The sequence below is a fragment of the Pseudomonas sp. BF-R-01 genome (assembly GCF_019946615.1).
In the GTDB taxonomy this organism is placed as follows: Bacteria; Pseudomonadota; Gammaproteobacteria; order Pseudomonadales; family Pseudomonadaceae; genus Aquipseudomonas; species Aquipseudomonas migulae.
This window is the reverse complement of the sequence record NZ_JAGYFX010000003.1, coordinates 32,219-47,291: the sequence shown is the minus strand read 5'-3', so window position 1 is coordinate 47,291 and position 15,073 is coordinate 32,219. Positions and strand designations below refer to the sequence as shown.

14 protein-coding genes are annotated in these 15,073 nt (G+C 58.6%); 3 read left to right on the top strand and 11 right to left on the bottom strand.

Annotated features, from left to right (window positions below):
* Nucleotides 1-492: 492 nt before the first annotated feature.
* Nucleotides 493-1,227, bottom strand: coding sequence for an XRE family transcriptional regulator (locus KGB27_RS02540; RefSeq protein ID WP_223480472.1), 735 nt, complete (start codon nucleotides 1,225-1,227; stop codon nucleotides 493-495).
* Nucleotides 1,228-1,428: 201 nt separating this feature from the next.
* On the opposite strand from KGB27_RS02540, the gene mutS reads away from it, so the two are divergent.
* Nucleotides 1,429-4,008 carry a DNA mismatch repair protein MutS gene (gene mutS / locus KGB27_RS02535; protein WP_008029969.1) on the top strand — a complete coding sequence of 860 codons (2,580 nt, stop codon included), beginning with the start codon at nucleotides 1,429-1,431 and terminating at the stop codon, nucleotides 4,006-4,008.
* A gap of 142 nt (nucleotides 4,009-4,150) precedes the next feature.
* Nucleotides 4,151-4,474 (top strand): ferredoxin FdxA, encoded by a 324-nt coding sequence (gene fdxA / locus KGB27_RS02530; protein ID WP_007908827.1) that lies wholly within the window; start codon nucleotides 4,151-4,153, stop codon nucleotides 4,472-4,474.
* A gap of 1,302 nt (nucleotides 4,475-5,776) precedes the next feature.
* Here fdxA and rpoS read toward each other — a convergent pair.
* From rpoS to KGB27_RS02490, 8 genes are all read right to left on the bottom strand, one after another.
* The gene (rpoS, locus tag KGB27_RS02525; RefSeq protein WP_008029016.1) at nucleotides 5,777-6,784 is read right to left on the bottom strand and encodes an RNA polymerase sigma factor RpoS; all 1,008 of its coding nucleotides are present in this window, start codon (nucleotides 6,782-6,784) and stop codon (nucleotides 5,777-5,779) included.
* 105 nt (nucleotides 6,785-6,889) lie between these two features.
* Nucleotides 6,890-7,747: a peptidoglycan DD-metalloendopeptidase family protein gene (locus tag KGB27_RS02520; protein ID WP_008029014.1), complete on the bottom strand. Its 858-nt coding sequence runs from the start codon at nucleotides 7,745-7,747 to the stop codon at nucleotides 6,890-6,892.
* A gap of 202 nt (nucleotides 7,748-7,949) precedes the next feature.
* Nucleotides 7,950-8,585 carry a protein-L-isoaspartate(D-aspartate) O-methyltransferase gene (locus KGB27_RS02515; RefSeq protein ID WP_177318174.1) on the bottom strand — a complete coding sequence of 212 codons (636 nt, stop codon included), beginning with the start codon at nucleotides 8,583-8,585 and terminating at the stop codon, nucleotides 7,950-7,952.
* Between the two features lie 38 nt (nucleotides 8,586-8,623).
* Nucleotides 8,624-9,373, bottom strand: coding sequence for a 5'/3'-nucleotidase SurE (gene surE, locus KGB27_RS02510; RefSeq protein WP_008029009.1), 750 nt, complete (start codon nucleotides 9,371-9,373; stop codon nucleotides 8,624-8,626).
* Nucleotides 9,361-10,419 carry a tRNA pseudouridine(13) synthase TruD gene (gene truD / locus KGB27_RS02505; protein ID WP_223553037.1) on the bottom strand — a complete coding sequence of 353 codons (1,059 nt, stop codon included), beginning with the start codon at nucleotides 10,417-10,419 and terminating at the stop codon, nucleotides 9,361-9,363. The genes surE and truD overlap by 13 nt, the downstream gene beginning before the upstream one ends.
* Nucleotides 10,416-10,889 (bottom strand): 2-C-methyl-D-erythritol 2,4-cyclodiphosphate synthase, encoded by a 474-nt coding sequence (gene ispF / locus KGB27_RS02500; RefSeq protein WP_008029005.1) that lies wholly within the window; start codon nucleotides 10,887-10,889, stop codon nucleotides 10,416-10,418. Before ispF ends, truD begins: the two co-directional genes overlap by 4 nt.
* A gap of 53 nt (nucleotides 10,890-10,942) precedes the next feature.
* Nucleotides 10,943-11,788 carry an S-formylglutathione hydrolase gene (fghA, locus tag KGB27_RS02495; RefSeq protein WP_008029003.1) on the bottom strand — a complete coding sequence of 282 codons (846 nt, stop codon included), beginning with the start codon at nucleotides 11,786-11,788 and terminating at the stop codon, nucleotides 10,943-10,945.
* Between the two features lie 8 nt (nucleotides 11,789-11,796).
* The gene (locus tag KGB27_RS02490; RefSeq protein ID WP_008029001.1) at nucleotides 11,797-12,909 is read right to left on the bottom strand and encodes an S-(hydroxymethyl)glutathione dehydrogenase/class III alcohol dehydrogenase; all 1,113 of its coding nucleotides are present in this window, start codon (nucleotides 12,907-12,909) and stop codon (nucleotides 11,797-11,799) included.
* A gap of 106 nt (nucleotides 12,910-13,015) precedes the next feature.
* Between KGB27_RS02490 and KGB27_RS02485 the strand changes: the two genes are divergently transcribed.
* Nucleotides 13,016-13,912, top strand: a complete 897-nt coding sequence (locus KGB27_RS02485) for a LysR substrate-binding domain-containing protein (protein WP_223553035.1) — start codon at nucleotides 13,016-13,018, stop codon at nucleotides 13,910-13,912.
* Nucleotides 13,913-14,046: 134 nt separating this feature from the next.
* Here KGB27_RS02485 and ispD read toward each other — a convergent pair whose 3' ends face one another.
* Both ispD and ftsB read right to left on the bottom strand, forming a co-directional pair.
* Nucleotides 14,047-14,754: a 2-C-methyl-D-erythritol 4-phosphate cytidylyltransferase gene (ispD, locus tag KGB27_RS02480; protein WP_223553025.1), complete on the bottom strand. Its 708-nt coding sequence runs from the start codon at nucleotides 14,752-14,754 to the stop codon at nucleotides 14,047-14,049.
* Nucleotides 14,751-15,029 carry a cell division protein FtsB gene (gene ftsB, locus KGB27_RS02475; protein ID WP_008028992.1) on the bottom strand — a complete coding sequence of 93 codons (279 nt, stop codon included), beginning with the start codon at nucleotides 15,027-15,029 and terminating at the stop codon, nucleotides 14,751-14,753. The genes ispD and ftsB overlap by 4 nt, the downstream gene beginning before the upstream one ends.
* Nucleotides 15,030-15,073 lie beyond the last annotated feature (44 nt).

Genomic DNA, 15,073 nt, shown 5'->3' with positions numbered 1-15,073 from the left:
GACGCCTCCTGGCTTGTGTCGAATCCTTTCTGTGGATGAGGTTGATCGACCTCGTACGAGGTAGGCATTCCAAAAAGCCCGGCGCTTGCCGGGCTTTTCAGTAATGCGATCCTTCGCGTTGACCTTTCGGCGCTACTGGCGCGGTACGGGTCCATTCAGATTGTTTTTCCGACCGCGGTCCCTGCCCGCCGGATAACTGCTTTCGGTGCTTTACGCTGCACACCCGGGTCAGTTGCCAACCCTCTGAACCGTTGAGGCCGGTTCATCGCTGCCTTTGTCGTGGAACTAAAGAACTTCGTTTCGAGCTGCTTTGTTGAGCGGCTTGAGACAAAGAATATGCATGGATGCATATACAGTCAATGCACAAATGCATTTATTTATGCATTTAAAATGCACTAACGCATTAAGGCCCCGCAGACAAAGGCGTTGGTGGGTTTTCAGCAGGCGAAAAAAAACCCGCACGATGGCGGGTTTTATCTGACAGCAATGAGGTTAGCGGGCGTACATGCCCCACCAGAAGACGTGGCCGAGGATGACAATCTGCTCTTCCTGGATCTCCTGGAAGGTGTAGTCCTCGTCCGGATGTTCATCGCGATTGAAGCTGCGCAGGCGAATCCCCGTGGGCAAGCGATAAAGCTGTTTAACCCGCAGTTGGCCGTTGTGGTTGATCGCATAAAGGTCGCCATCGACGATATCGCCGATCCCGCACTTGCCGGCATTGACCCCTACGGTGGCGCCGTCACGCAGTACCGGCAGCATGCTGTTACCACGCACCGTCACGCATTTGGCCTGGTCGAACTGCACACCGTTATGGCGCAAGCTGCGCTTGCCGAAGCGCAGGCTAGAGCGCTCGCTTTCTTCGATGACGAATCTTCCTGATCCAGCAGCCAATTCAACCTCGCGAAGAAAGGGGACCGACACCTCGTCGTCATCGACAGGCGTATCGTCGTCCCACAGGCTTATGTCCTTGAGTTCGGAATGCAATTCATCGCGACCGGAATGGGCGGCAGGCGCGACATCCGCGCGGCCACGCAACTGATCGGTGCTCACGGCGAAGTACTCGGCGATCTTCGAAATGTGCTTATCCGAAGGATCGACAATCTTCCCGCCGAGGATCCGCGAGAGAGTGGATTGAGGCACGCCGGTGCGACGGTGAAGCTCCGTGGGGGAGATCCCGTGCTGATCGAGCAGCGCTCTTAAGACGGAAGAAACATTGCGTTTTTGCATAACGCGCATAGTGCTTGATCTTTTTTACCGAGGCAAATGCAGAATTGCATAATTCGTGCATAGACAGCAGAAATGTATCGCACAGCTTTAGTTGCCTGCGTCGGGCAGACCGCCCATGGTAACCTTGCGCCCATCGCGGAAAAGCCGGGCCGATGTCCCTCCTTTGCCCTACACCTTTCAACGAATTTGCCTGATTATCCGATGAATAAAGCACTCTCCGATCTGTCCTCTCACACGCCAATGATGCAGCAGTACTGGCGCCTGAAGAACCAGCACCCCGACCAGTTGATGTTCTATCGCATGGGTGACTTCTACGAGATCTTCTATGAAGACGCGAAGAAGGCCGCCAAGTTGCTGGACATCACCCTGACCGCCCGTGGGCAGTCGGCTGGCCAGGCGATTCCGATGTGTGGGATTCCTTACCACGCAGCGGAAGGTTACCTGGCGAAACTGGTGAAGCTCGGCGAATCGGTGGTGATCTGTGAACAGGTCGGCGACCCGGCGACCAGCAAAGGCCCGGTGGATCGGCAGGTAGTACGGATCATCACGCCGGGCACGGTCAGTGATGAAGCGCTGCTGGATGAGCGTCGGGACAACCTGATCGCGGCGGTGCTGGGTGACGAGCGTCTGTTCGGTCTGGCGGTGCTGGATATCACCAGCGGCAACTTCTCCGTGCTGGAGATCAAGGGCTGGGAAAACCTGCTGGCGGAACTGGAGCGGGTCAATCCGGTGGAGTTGATGATCCCGGATGACTGGCCGAAGGATTTGCCGGCGGAGAAACGCCGTGGGGTTCGTCGTCGTGCACCGTGGGATTTCGAGCGCGACTCGGCGCTGAAAAGTCTCTGCCAGCAGTTTTCGACCCAGGACCTGAAGGGTTTTGGCTGCGAGAACCTGACCCTGGCCATCGGCGCTGCGGGCTGCCTGCTCAGCTACGCCAAGGAAACCCAGCGCACCGCCCTGCCCCATTTGCGCAGCCTGCGCCATGAGCGCCTGGACGACACCGTGGTGCTGGATGGCGCAAGCCGTCGCAACCTGGAACTGGACACCAACCTGGCCGGTGGCCGCGACAACACGCTGCAATCGGTGGTCGATCGCTGCCAGACCGCCATGGGCAGCCGCTTGCTGACCCGCTGGTTGAATCGTCCGCTGCGGGACCTGAACGTTTTGCTCGCGCGCCAGACCTCGATCACCTGCCTGCTCGACGGTTACCGTTTCGAAAAGCTGCAACCGCAGCTCAAGGAAATCGGTGACATCGAGCGGATTCTCGCGCGCATCGGTTTGCGTAATGCGCGTCCTCGCGACCTGGCGCGTCTGCGCGATGCCCTCGGCGCATTGCCCGAGCTGCAAGTGGCGATGGCCGAGCTGGAAGCGCCGCACATTATTCAACTGGCGAAAACCACCAGCACCTACCCTGAACTGGCGGCCCTGCTGGAAAAAGCCATCATCGACAACCCGCCTGCGGTGATCCGTGACGGCGGCGTGTTGAAAACCGGTTACGACAGCGAACTCGATGACCTGCAATCGCTCAGCGAAAACGCCGGGCAGTTCCTGATTGATCTGGAAGCACGCGAGAAGGCCCGTACCGGTCTGTCGCACCTGAAAGTCGGGTACAACCGCATTCACGGCTACTTTATCGAGCTGCCGAGCAAGCAGGCTGAATCGGCGCCGGCCGACTATATCCGTCGCCAGACGCTCAAAGGCGCCGAGCGCTTTATCACGCCGGAACTGAAGGCGTTCGAGGACAAGGCGCTGTCAGCCAAGAGCCGCGCCCTCGCCCGCGAGAAGATGCTCTACGAAGCGCTGCTCGAAGACTTGATCAGCCAATTGCCGCCGCTGCAAGACACCGCTGCAGCCCTGGCCGAGCTGGACGTGCTGAGCAACCTCGCCGAACGCGCGCTGAACCTCGACCTGAACTGCCCGCGCTTCGTCGACGAGCCGTGCATGCGCATCAGCCAGGGTCGTCACCCGGTGGTCGAGCAAGTACTGACCACGCCGTTCGTGGCCAACGACCTGAGCCTCGACGACAACACGCGCATGCTGGTGATCACCGGTCCGAACATGGGCGGTAAATCCACCTACATGCGCCAGACCGCGTTGATCGTACTGCTGGCGCACATCGGCAGCTTCGTGCCGGCGGCCAGTTGCGAATTGTCGCTGGTGGACCGGATTTTTACCCGGATCGGTTCCAGCGATGATCTGGCCGGTGGGCGTTCGACCTTCATGGTCGAAATGAGCGAAACCGCCAACATTTTGCACAACGCCACCGAGCGCAGCCTGGTGCTGATGGACGAAGTCGGTCGCGGCACCAGCACCTTCGACGGCCTGTCCCTGGCATGGGCGGCGGCTGAGCGCCTGGCACAGCTGCGGGCTTACACGCTGTTCGCCACGCACTATTTTGAACTGACGGTGCTACCGGAAGCGCAACCGCTGGTGGCCAACGTGCACCTCAATGCCACTGAGCACAACGAGCGCATCGTGTTCCTGCACCACGTGCTGCCCGGGCCTGCCAGCCAGAGTTATGGCCTGGCCGTTGCACAACTGGCCGGCGTGCCGAGCGAAGTGATCGTGCGCGCTCGCGAGCACCTGGGTCGCCTGGAAGCCACCGCGCTGCCGCATGAAGTGCCCAAGGCTGCCAAAGGCAAATCGGCCGCGCCACAGCAAAGCGACATGTTCGCCAGCCTGCCGCATCCGGTACTCGAAGAACTGGCCAAACTGGATCTGGACGACCTGACACCGCGTCGTGCACTAGAAATGCTCTATACACTAAAGACACGGATCTAACGCACTTGCCTGCAAGCTGTTAGAATCTCGCGCGGTTTGGGATGCTGCAGGCTAATAGCCTGGCCTGCAGACTATCGCTCCCAAACCTGGCGACCCCAACGTGAAGGGGCTCCGCTGCCGCCGCCTGAGGAGAAAATTAGAAATGACCTTCGTCGTCACCGACAACTGCATCAAGTGCAAGTACACCGACTGCGTAGAAGTCTGTCCGGTGGACTGCTTTTACGAAGGCCCGAATTTCCTGGTGATTCACCCGGATGAGTGCATCGACTGCGCACTGTGCGAACCAGAATGCCCTGCCGTGGCCATCTTCTCCGAAGATGAAGTCCCGGAAGAGATGCAGGAATTCATTCAGCTGAACGTTGAGTTGGCCGAAATCTGGCCGAACATCACCGAGAAGAAAGAATCGCTGCCCGATGCCGAAGAGTGGGATGGCGTCAAAGGCAAGATCAAAGACCTCGAACGCTGATTGACCCTGCGTTCCCGAAAAGGCCCCTTGCGGGCCTTTTTGCTTTTTTGCAGGCAAAAAAGTTGATAACGCAAAAAACCTGTAGGAGCCGGCTTGCTGGCGATGGATTCAAGTGCGCCGCGTCTATCCAGACAGCACGCGTTACCGTTGACCACCATCGCTGGCAAGCCAGCTCCTACAGATTCTGTGTCGTGTGACAGAACCGGGATCACGCCACTCCTGTAGGAGCCAGCCTGCTGGCGATGGATTCAAGTACGCCGCGTCTATCCAGACAGCACGCGTTATCGTTGACCACCATCGCTGGTAAGCCAGCTCCTACAGATTCTGTGTCGTGAGACAGAACCGGGATCACGCCACTCCTGTAGGAGCGATGGATTCAAGTGCGCCGCGTCTACCCAGGCAGCATGCGTTGTCGTTGACCACCATCGCTGGCAAGCCAGCTCCTACAGAGGGGCACGTACGCTTTTGATTTTCACCACTCATCAGGCCGAGCGTTAGCTCGCCTTCAGCTTTTGATCTGAGCGCCCCCTCGAGAGGCCGAGTGGAGGTTCTGCGCAGTGGGCAACCCGGCATGGATGCCGGGTTAGCCGCCCCCGGCCATGGATGGCCGATGGCGGCGGGCCCACGGAGCAGGACCGGAGCGAGGGCATGCCGAGCCTAGGCGAGGCACCGAACGAAAGGGGCAAGAGCGCTTGGTTACTTGGGGCTTTTCCAAGTGACTCGCCGTAAGGGCGAAACCATTAGCCGCCGTCACCGCAGAAACGGATATGTACACCAGGAAGAAAATGGTCGGCTATCAAGCCGCCATCGCCAGCAAGCTGGCTCCTACAAAGAACAGTGCCCACGCGGAAAATAAAGTGGCACCCAAACCAAAAAAAAGACAAAAAAAAGGGGCGGTTTGACCCGCCCACATTTTTTCCCTATTCCCTGTGTTCCTTTTCATCGTCCTGATGAATCGCATCCTGCAATGTCCTTTCCCCTCATCCTTGAAGGGCGTGTCTGTCCGTCGACACAACCTGAATACTAGAGAATTCCCGAGCAAGAGCAATCGCTCTCCGCGGCAAAAATCCGCTGTCATTTGCTCCAAACTTTTACAAATATCCATAAAAATCAAAGCATTAAAACAATAATCGGCGAACAGTAGTCGTCTTCCAGGGTGTAAAAATAGCGAACACTTACGCAAGAGTAAGCCAAGACTTACACCGCAAGACTACAAACATATCGTCATTGCAGGAGCATCAGCCAGACAACAAAAAGCCCCGAACCAGTCGGGGCTTTTTGCATGCCGCTCAAGCGATTCGCTTATTGGAACAGCGACTCACTCGACAAGCCATTTTTCTCCAGAATCTCCCGAAGACGCTTCAGGCCTTCAACCTGAATCTGTCTGACGCGTTCCCGGGTCAGGCCAATTTCCAGGCCTACATCTTCCAGTGTGCTGCTCTCATGACCGCGCAGACCGAAGCGGCGTATCACCACCTCGCGCTGCTTGTCGGTCAGTTCCGAGAGCCATTGATCGATGCTCTGGGACAGGTCGTCATCCTGCAGCAGTTCGCATGGATCGGTCGGACGGTCGTCGGTAAGGGTGTCCAGCAGGGTTTTATCCGAATCCGGACCCAGTGAGACATCGACCGAAGAAACCCGCTCGTTCAGGCCCAGCATGCGCTTGACCTCGCCCACCGGTTTTTCCAGCAGGTTGGCGATTTCTTCGGGTGAGGGTTCATGATCGAGTTTTTGCGTCAGCTCCCGTGCGGCCCTCAGGTACACGTTAAGCTCTTTGACCACATGGATCGGCAACCGGATGGTCCGGGTCTGATTCATGATCGCGCGCTCGATGGTCTGACGAATCCACCAGGTTGCGTAGGTCGAAAAGCGGAAGCCTCGTTCGGGGTCGAACTTTTCTACCGCCCGAATCAGTCCGAGGTTGCCCTCTTCGATCAGGTCCAGCAGCGACAAGCCACGATTGACATAGCGTCGGGCGATTTTCACCACCAGCCGCAGGTTGCTTTCAATCATGCGTTTGCGCCCGGCCGGATCGCCACTTTGCGACAAGCGTGCAAAGTGAACTTCTTCTTCGGGGGACAGCAGAGGGGAAAAGCCGATTTCATTGAGGTACAGCTGCGTGGCATCGAGCGCACGCGTGTAATCGATGTACTTGTGTTGCTTTAACGAGGCGGAGTGTCTGGATTTGGCACGAACGGAAGGTGGAGCAGCCCCTTCATCATTCGACATCGAATCCGTACCGATGCCGGTCTCCATCAGGAGAACCTCATCGTCGATGTCAAACTCCGGCACTTCTTTACTGAGAGCCATTGTTATAGTCCTTTGGTGAGTTCGACCTCAGGCTCAAGCGGCGCCTTTATCCTTGGCAACGCTGGAGCCTGTTCCCTCTACGTGACGGAACAGGCTGGTAACAAATCAACGACGTGGCAGGAACTGCAGCGGATCTACAGGTTTACCTTGTCGGCGAATCTCAAAATGCAGTTTCACCCGGTCTGTACCCGTTGACCCCATTTCGGCAATTGTCTGTCCGACCTTGACCTGCTGCCCCTCCCGAACCAACAGCCTGCGGTTGTGACCGTAGGCACTGACGTAGGTGTCGCTGTGTTTGATGATGACCAATTCGCCGTAGCCCCTTAAGCCACTCCCGGCGTATACCACCGTCCCATCAGACGCAGCTAAAACAGGCTGTCCCAAATCCCCGGCGATATCAATTCCTTTATTCAAACTACCGTTTGAAGAGAATTTTCCAATGAGAATGCCATTAGAAGGCCACCCCCAGCCGGTCGGGGCCGGGCCTGCAGGAGGCATCGGAGCGGGTGCTGGCTTGTTGGCGACGGACGGTGCAACCACCGTTGTCGTCGTAGTTGCGCCATTTGGCTGGCGCCGGATTACTGTGGTTTTACTCGACGATGAAGGCGCCGAATCGGCCGGGCTGGCCACCGCCGTCGGCGTTGAACCGGTGCGACCGTCAAAGCGAATCGTCTGACCCGGATGTATCGTGTAAGGCGTAGGAATGTTGTTGCGTGCCGCGAGGGCTTTGTAGTCCCAGCCGTAGCGAAAGGCGATGGAAAACAAGGTGTCTTTAGGTCGAACCACATACTGGCCCGTGGTCACTGCCGGACGCTGGGCCACGGCATTGTTGCGATCGACGACGCGTACGTCGCTCGACTTGTTGCTGGAACAACCGACCAGCAAGGTACTCAAGACTAGGCCAGTCACCAGGCGCTGAAAGCTCGTTATACCCATTCGCTGCGCAATGACTGTGAGACTCACCCGCCGCTCCCTTTGTGGTGGCTGAAATATTGAATTGCCGCGCTCCCGGCATGAAGTGTCACCAGTATAACGGGCTGTGCAGGCTTTACCTTTAATGAAGCGAAGCACACGTTTGCTACCTGACGATGAAACCCGTTTAACCGATCGACGCCGCCGTAAGACAGAGGCAATCGAAGAGAATTCACAGCGCCCGGACAAATGCTCAGGCCAGGGGGCCGTTGAGCAATGGAACGAAACGCACCGCCCCCAGAACACGCCTGGAAAACCCGTGTTCTTCGCGGATGATCAGCATCAACTGTTGCACTTCACCCGAACCGACCGGTATGACCAGTCGCCCTCCAGGTGCCAACTGATCGAGCAAGGCTTGAGGTACGTCGGTCGCCACCGCCGTCACGATAATGCCGTTATACGGCGCCAGCGCAGGCCAGCCTTCCCAACCATCGCCCCAGCGGAAAACCACATTGCGCAAGTTCAGATCAACCAGGCGTTCCTTGGCCCGGTCCTGCAGAACCTTGATGCGTTCGACGGAAAAAACCCGCTCGACCAGTTGCGACAGGATTGCGGTCTGATAACCCGAGCCCGTGCCGATTTCCATTACCTTGTCCAGAGGCCCCGCTTCCAGCAGCAGCTCGCTCATGCGGGCCACCATGTAAGGCTGGGAGATCGTCTGGTTGTTACCGATCGGCAACGCCGTGTCTTCGTAGGCACGGTGCGCCAGCGCTTCGTCGACAAACAGGTGTCGTGGCGTAAGGCGGATCACTTCCAGCACCTTGGTGTTGGAAATGCCTTCCTCGTACAACCGCTGAATCAGGCGCTCGCGGGTACGTTGCGAGGTCATCCCGATACCGCGATGCATCGGGTCTTGTTCACGAGCCATCAGCGCAGTCCCTCCAGCCAGCCGTCGAGACTTGCGAAAGCATCATTGAAGGTGCGATCCAGTTGCAGCGGCGTGATGGATACATAGCCTTGCATCACCGCATGGAAGTCGGTGCCCGGGCCGCCGTCTTCGGCGTCCCCGGCGGCGGCGATCCAGTAACCGGACTTGCCGCGCGGGTCGACCACTTTCATCGGTGCCGCGGCGCGGGCGCGATGGCCGAGGCGAGTCAGCTGGATTCCGCGGATGTGGTCCAGCGGCAAATTGGGAATGTTCACGTTCAGCACCGTGCGCGGTGGCAGGTCAAGGTCAGCGTGGGCTTCCACCAGTTTGCGCGCAAAGTAAGCGGCTGTGGGAAGGTTCTCGACCTGCCGTGAGACCAACGAAAAGGCAAACGATGGCCGCTTCAGGAAACGCCCCTCGAGGGCCGCTGCCACGGTACCGGAATACAACACATCGTCCCCCAGGTTGGCGCCCAGGTTAATGCCGGAAACCACCATGTCCGCTTCGCGCTCCAGCAAGCCGTTGAGGCCCAGGTGCACGCAATCGGTCGGTGTGCCATTAAGGCTGATAAAGCCGTTGGCCAGGGTTTGCGGGTGCAACGGACGGTCGAGCGTCAGCGAACTGCTGGCGCCGCTTTTGTCCTGGTCCGGGGCGATAACCACGCATTCGGTGTAATCCGCCAGCGCAGCATAAAGCGCGGCGAGACCGGGTGCGGTTACCCCATCGTCGTTAGAAATCAGAATACGCATGGGCTGTCCGTCTGCCCCACCGGCACCAGATCAACAAGCTCGCGCACCAATACAGTGGCAAAGCATCCGGCCGGCAGGACGAATTCCAGTTGCAGAATGTCAGGCTCGGGATAATGCCACGTCAACCCACCAATGGGCAGCCGCAGGATGCGACGTTCGTGGCTCATTCCGGCGTTAATCAACCAATCGCGAAGGTCTGCTTCACGGGCGGCGATTGCCTGCTCCAGTTCATGGACAACGCCCGTCGCGGGCGAGTCACCTTCACCCCACTGCGGGCCGGTCGGGTGCAGGTCGAGAATCGCCAGTCGCGGGTCGCTGCACTCGGCCTCACCGGCCGGAAAAAAACTGCGGCTGTCGGTAAACGCCAACAGATCGCCAACCTGCGCTTGCTGCCAGGTGCCATCAGCGACGCGTGCCGCCAACACTTGGTTAAACAGAAAACTGCGGGCGGTGGAAAGCAGACGCGAACGCACATTGCGCTGCTCCGGCAAAGCCTTGCGCGCGGCCCAGCCTCGGGCATCGACCACGTTGCCACCGTCAAAGCCGAAACGCTGGGCGCCGAAATAATTCGGAATACCTTGTTTGGCGATCAGTTGCAGACGCGCTTCGATCGCCGCTTTGTCGCCAGCGAATTGCGTGAGGCGCAAAGTAAAACCGTTGGCCGAGTGGGCACCGCGTTGCAGCTTGCGTTTGTGCCGACCGGTCTTGAGGATTTTCAGCGTATCGTTTTCCGCCGCCGACAGATCGGGGTCGGCCTTACCCGGCAGTTGTACGCTGAACCACTGACGCGTCAACGCCTGACGATCCTTGAGACCGGCGTAACTGACGGTGCGCAACGGCACGCCCGCCGCCTTGGCGATTCGACGTGCTGCCTCTTCGGTATTCAGGCCGCGTTTTTCCACCCAGATCCACAGGTGCTCGCCGTCGCCGCTGAGAGGAATATTGAGGACTTCATCGACCTGGAAATCTTCCGCCGTAGCTTTCAGTACAGCGGTGCCGAGGGCTTCACCATAGGCACGCGGGCCAAGCAATTGCAGTTCGTTCATGCGCGCAGCAACAAGGCAACGGAGTGCACGGCAATACCTTCTTCGCGACCGACAAAGCCGAGCTTTTCGGTGGTGGTAGCTTTCACGTTCACTTGATCCAACTCAACTTGAAGATCCGCGGCAATCAGCGCACGCATCGATTCGATATGCGGGGCCATTTTCGGCGCCTGGGCGACGATGGTGTTATCGACGTTGCCGACCTTCCAGCCCTTGGCGTGGACCAGTGCGACGACATGACGCAACAGCACACGGCTGTCGGCACCCTTGAATGTCGGGTCGGTGTCCGGGAAATGCTTGCCGATATCACCCAGCGCAGCAGCGCCGAGCAAGGCATCGCTCAAGGCGTGCAGCAGGACGTCACCGTCGGAATGAGCGAGCAGCCCGAAGCCGTGTGCAATGCGCACGCCGCCCAGAGTAATGAAATCGCCTTCAGCGAAACGGTGCACATCATAGCCGTGGCCAATACGCATAAAAAAACGCCCCGATTTTTGTCAGGGCGTGATTCTACCTGCTTTGTCAGTCATTAGGCGCTTAGAGCACGTCCATGATGCTGCAAGTGTTCATCGATGAAGCTGGCGATGAAGAAATAGCTGTGGTCGTAGCCCGGTTGCAAGCGCAACGTCAGCGGATGACCGGCCAGTTTGGCCGCCTGTTGCAGGGCTTCAGGCTTGAGCTGGGTGGCGAGAAAATCATCTCGATCACCTTGGTCGACCAACAGCGGCAGCTTCTCGTCAGCCTCGGCAATCAGCGCACAGGCATCCCACTCGCGCCACTTCGAACGGTCTTCGCCCAGGTAACGGGAAAAGGCTTTCTGACCCCACGGGCAATCCATCGGATTGTTGATCGGCGAGAACGCCGACACCGACTGATAACGCCCCGGATTGCGCAACGCACAGACCAGCGCGCCGTGACCGCCCATGGAGTGGCCGCTGATACCGCGCTTGTCCGAAGCCGGGAAATGGGCTTCGACCAATGCCGGCAATTCCTGCACGACATAGTCATGCATCCGATAGTGCCGCGACCAGGGTTCCTGCGTGGCATTCAGATAAAACCCGGCGCCGAGGCCGAAGTCCCAGGCACCGTCCGGATCACCCGGCACATCGGGACCGCGCGGGCTGGTGTCCGGGGCAACGATGATCAACCCAAGCTCGGCGGCCATGCGCATGGCGCCGGCCTTTTGCATGAAGTTTTCGTCGGTGCAGGTCAGGCCGGACAACCAGTACAGCACCGGCAGTTTGCCGCCCTGCTCCGCTTGCGGCGGCAGGTACACGGCAAACACCATGTCGCAACCGAGCACGTCGGAGCGGTGCCGGTAGCGTTTGTGCCAGCCGCCGAAGCTTTTCTGGCAGGAGATATTTTCCAGGCTCATGACCGACCTCAGAAATGAATGACGGAACGGATGCTTTTTCCTTCATGCATCAGGTCGAAAGCCTTGTTGATATCTTCCAGGCCCATGGTGTGGGTGATGAACGTATCCAGCGGGATTTCGCCGGTCTCGGCCATTTCGACATAGCTTGGCAACTCGGTACGACCGCGCACACCGCCGAACGCCGAACCGCGCCAGACGCGACCGGTGACCAACTGGAATGGGCGGGTAGCGATTTCCTGACCGGCACCGGCGACGCCGATGATCACCGACTCGCCCCAACCTTTGTGGCAGCACTCAAGTGCGGCGCGCATCAATTGGACATTGCCGATGCACTCGAAGGAAAAGTCGACGCCGCCATCGGTCATGTCGACGATGACTTCCTGGATCGGACGGTCGAAGTCTTTCGGGTTCACGCAGTCGGTTGCACCCAACTGTTTGGCGATCTCGAATTTGGCCGGGTTGATGTCGATGGCGATGATGCGCGCAGCCTTGGCTTTTACCGCGCCAATGACCGCCGACAGACCAATACCGCCAAGACCGAAAATCGCTACGGTATCACCCGGCTTCACCTTGGCTGTGTTGAGTACCGCGCCAATGCCGGTGGTGACGCCGCAGCCCAGCAGGCAGACTTTTTCCAGTGGCGCTTCTTTAGGAATCTTGGCGACGGAGATTTCCGGCAGCACGGTGTATTCGGAGAACGTCGAGGTGCCCATGTAGTGGAAAATCGGCTGGCCCTTGTAGGAAAAACGCGTGGTGCCATCTGGCATCAGGCCTTTGCCCTGGGTCGCACGAATCGCCTGGCACAGGTTGGTCTTGCCCGACAGGCAGAATTTGCACTGGCGGCATTCCGGGGTGTACAGCGGGATCACATGATCGCCGACAGCGACCGAGGTCACGCCCTCGCCGATCGCTTCAACCACCGCGCCACCTTCATGACCGAGGATCGACGGGAAGATACCTTCCGGGTCAGCGCCCGACAGGGTGTAGGCATCGGTATGACAGACACCGGAGGCAACTACACGCAACAGAACTTCACCGGCCTTGGGCAGGGCGACATCGACTTCAACGATCTCGAGGGGTTTCTTGGCCTCGAAGGCAACGGCGGCGCGCGACTTGATCATGTTGGTTCTCCAGTGAATAAAACGAGACAGTGAGTGTAATACAGCGCCTTACGGTGAATAATCCGGACAAAAGCAAAACATTATTGCTACACAGGGATAATCGTTAATGTCCGAAAACCGCTGGGAAGGTATCGACGAGTTCGTCGCCGTGGCCGAGTGCAGCCAGTTTACGGCGGCGGCAGAGCGCCTTGGGGTGTCTTCCTCCCACATCAGTCGCCAAATAGTACGCCTCGAAGAACGCCTTCAGACGCGCCTGCTGTACCGCAGCACCCGGCGAGTCACGCTGACCGAAGCCGGGCAAACGTTTTTGCAGCATTGCCAACGGTTGCAGGACGGTCGTGAAGAAGCGCTCAGAGCCGTCGGCGACCTGACCAGCGAGCCCAAAGGCATGTTGCGCATGACCTGCGCAGTGGCCTACGGCGAGCGCTTTATCGTGCCGCTGGTGACGCGATTCATGGGGCTCTATCCGCAACTGCGGATTGATATCGAGCTGAGCAACCGTCAACTCGATCTGGTGCATGAAGGCCTGGACCTGGCGATCCGCCTCGGCCGCCTTCAGGACTCGCGACTGGTCGCCACGCGACTGGCACCGCGACGCATGTATTTGTGTGCGTCGCCGTCCTACCTGGAACGGTATGGTCGCCCACATAGCTTGTCGGAATTGAGCCGCCACAACTGCCTCATCGGTAGTTCGGACCTGTGGCAACTGGAACAGAACGGGCGGGAATTTTCCCAGCGGGTGCAGGGAAACTGGCGTTGCAACAGTGGGCAAGCAGTGCTGGATGCGGCGTTACAGGGCGTCGGGCTCTGTCAGTTGCCGGATTACTATGTGCTGGAGCATCTGAAAAGCGGGGATTTGATTTCGCTGCTGGAGGCTCATCAGCCGCCGAATACTGCCGTTTGGGCGCTTTATCCACAGCAGCGGCATCTGTCGCCGAAGGTGCGCAAGTTGGTGGATTATTTGAAGGAAGGGTTGGCCGAAAGGCCGGAGTACCGGAGTTAGAAGAGGGTCGGTGTGTCAGTGGAATGCTGGTTGTCTGGACCGCCGCCATCGCGGGCAAGCCCGCTCCCACAAGGACTACAAAAAACTGTGGGAGCGGGCTTGCCCGCGATTGCAATCTATCAAGCGCTGAAGAATCAGCGGCGGTTAGCCCAGCGCTGTCTCAACCATTCAAGATCTTCGGGACGTGTGACCTTGAGATTGTCGGAACGCCCTTCGATAAGGCGTGGCGATGAACCAGCCCACTCCATCGCCGACGCTTCATCAGTGATAACAGCATCCGCCACCAGACTGTCCGCCAACGCCCGATGCAACGCGCCAAGTCGAAACATCTGCGGCGTATACGCCTGCCAGATCACGCTGCGGTCCACGGTTTCAACGACACGACCGTGCTTGTCGACCCGCTTCAGGGTATCGCGTGCCGGAACCGCCAGCAGCCCGCCGACCGGATCGTCAGCCAGTTCAACCAGCAACTTGTCCAGATCATCGCGGCTCAGATTCGGCCGCGCAGCATCGTGGACCAACACCCAATCCTCATCGTCCGCACCCAACGCATGCAAGTGCAGCAAGGCATTGAGCACCGACCCGGAACGCTCGGCGCCACCGTCAACGCGTTGAATACGCGAATCGCTGGCGCATGCCAGGTTGGGCCAATAAGGATCATCAACAGCCAGACTGACCACCAGCCCCTTCAGGGAAGGATGATCAAGGAAACAGCCAAGGCTGTGTTCAAGAATAGTGCGCCCGCCCAGGTGCAAGTATTGCTTGGGACGGTCTGCGGCCATACGGGCACCGACGCCCGCGGCAGGGATAACGGCCCAGAAGGCCGGTAACGAGGAATTCATTGAGCCAACTGGTAAAGGGTTTCACCGTCCTTGACCATGCCCAACTCATGGCGAGCCCGCTCTTCAACGGTCTCCATGCCTTTTTTCAACTCACTGACTTCGGCGTCCATGACCCGATTGCGCTCCAGCAAGCCTTCGTTCTCTGCGTGTTGATCCGCGATCTGCTGAGTCAGCTCGGCCACTTGCGCCAGACTGCCATTACCCACCCACAGGCGGTATTGCAGGCCAGCCAGCAACAAGAGCAAGACGAGGAACAACCAATTGGGACTGCGCATCGAATATCAGGTATCCAGTGAAAAAAGACAGCCATGCCAAAACT

Coding starts and splice junctions, on each gene's coding strand:
- KGB27_RS02540 (WP_223480472.1), bottom strand. CDS start 1,227: ATGCAAAAACGCAATGTTTCTTCCGTCTTAAGAGCGCTGCTCGATCAG.
- mutS (WP_008029969.1), top strand. CDS start 1,429: ATGAATAAAGCACTCTCCGATCTGTCCTCTCACACGCCAATGATGCAG.
- fdxA (WP_007908827.1), top strand. CDS start 4,151: ATGACCTTCGTCGTCACCGACAACTGCATCAAGTGCAAGTACACCGAC.
- rpoS (WP_008029016.1), bottom strand. CDS start 6,784: ATGGCTCTCAGTAAAGAAGTGCCGGAGTTTGACATCGACGATGAGGTT.
- KGB27_RS02515 (WP_177318174.1), bottom strand. CDS start 8,585: ATGACCTCGCAACGTACCCGCGAGCGCCTGATTCAGCGGTTGTACGAG.
- surE (WP_008029009.1), bottom strand. CDS start 9,373: ATGCGTATTCTGATTTCTAACGACGATGGGGTAACCGCACCCGGTCTC.
- truD (WP_223553037.1), bottom strand. CDS start 10,419: ATGAACGAACTGCAATTGCTTGGCCCGCGTGCCTATGGTGAAGCCCTC.
- ispF (WP_008029005.1), bottom strand. CDS start 10,889: ATGCGTATTGGCCACGGCTATGATGTGCACCGTTTCGCTGAAGGCGAT.
- fghA (WP_008029003.1), bottom strand. CDS start 11,788: ATGAGCCTGGAAAATATCTCCTGCCAGAAAAGCTTCGGCGGCTGGCAC.
- KGB27_RS02490 (WP_008029001.1), bottom strand. CDS start 12,909: ATGATCAAGTCGCGCGCCGCCGTTGCCTTCGAGGCCAAGAAACCCCTC.
- KGB27_RS02485 (WP_223553035.1), top strand. CDS start 13,016: ATGTCCGAAAACCGCTGGGAAGGTATCGACGAGTTCGTCGCCGTGGCC.
- ispD (WP_223553025.1), bottom strand. CDS start 14,754: ATGAATTCCTCGTTACCGGCCTTCTGGGCCGTTATCCCTGCCGCGGGC.
- ftsB (WP_008028992.1), bottom strand. CDS start 15,029: ATGCGCAGTCCCAATTGGTTGTTCCTCGTCTTGCTCTTGTTGCTGGCT.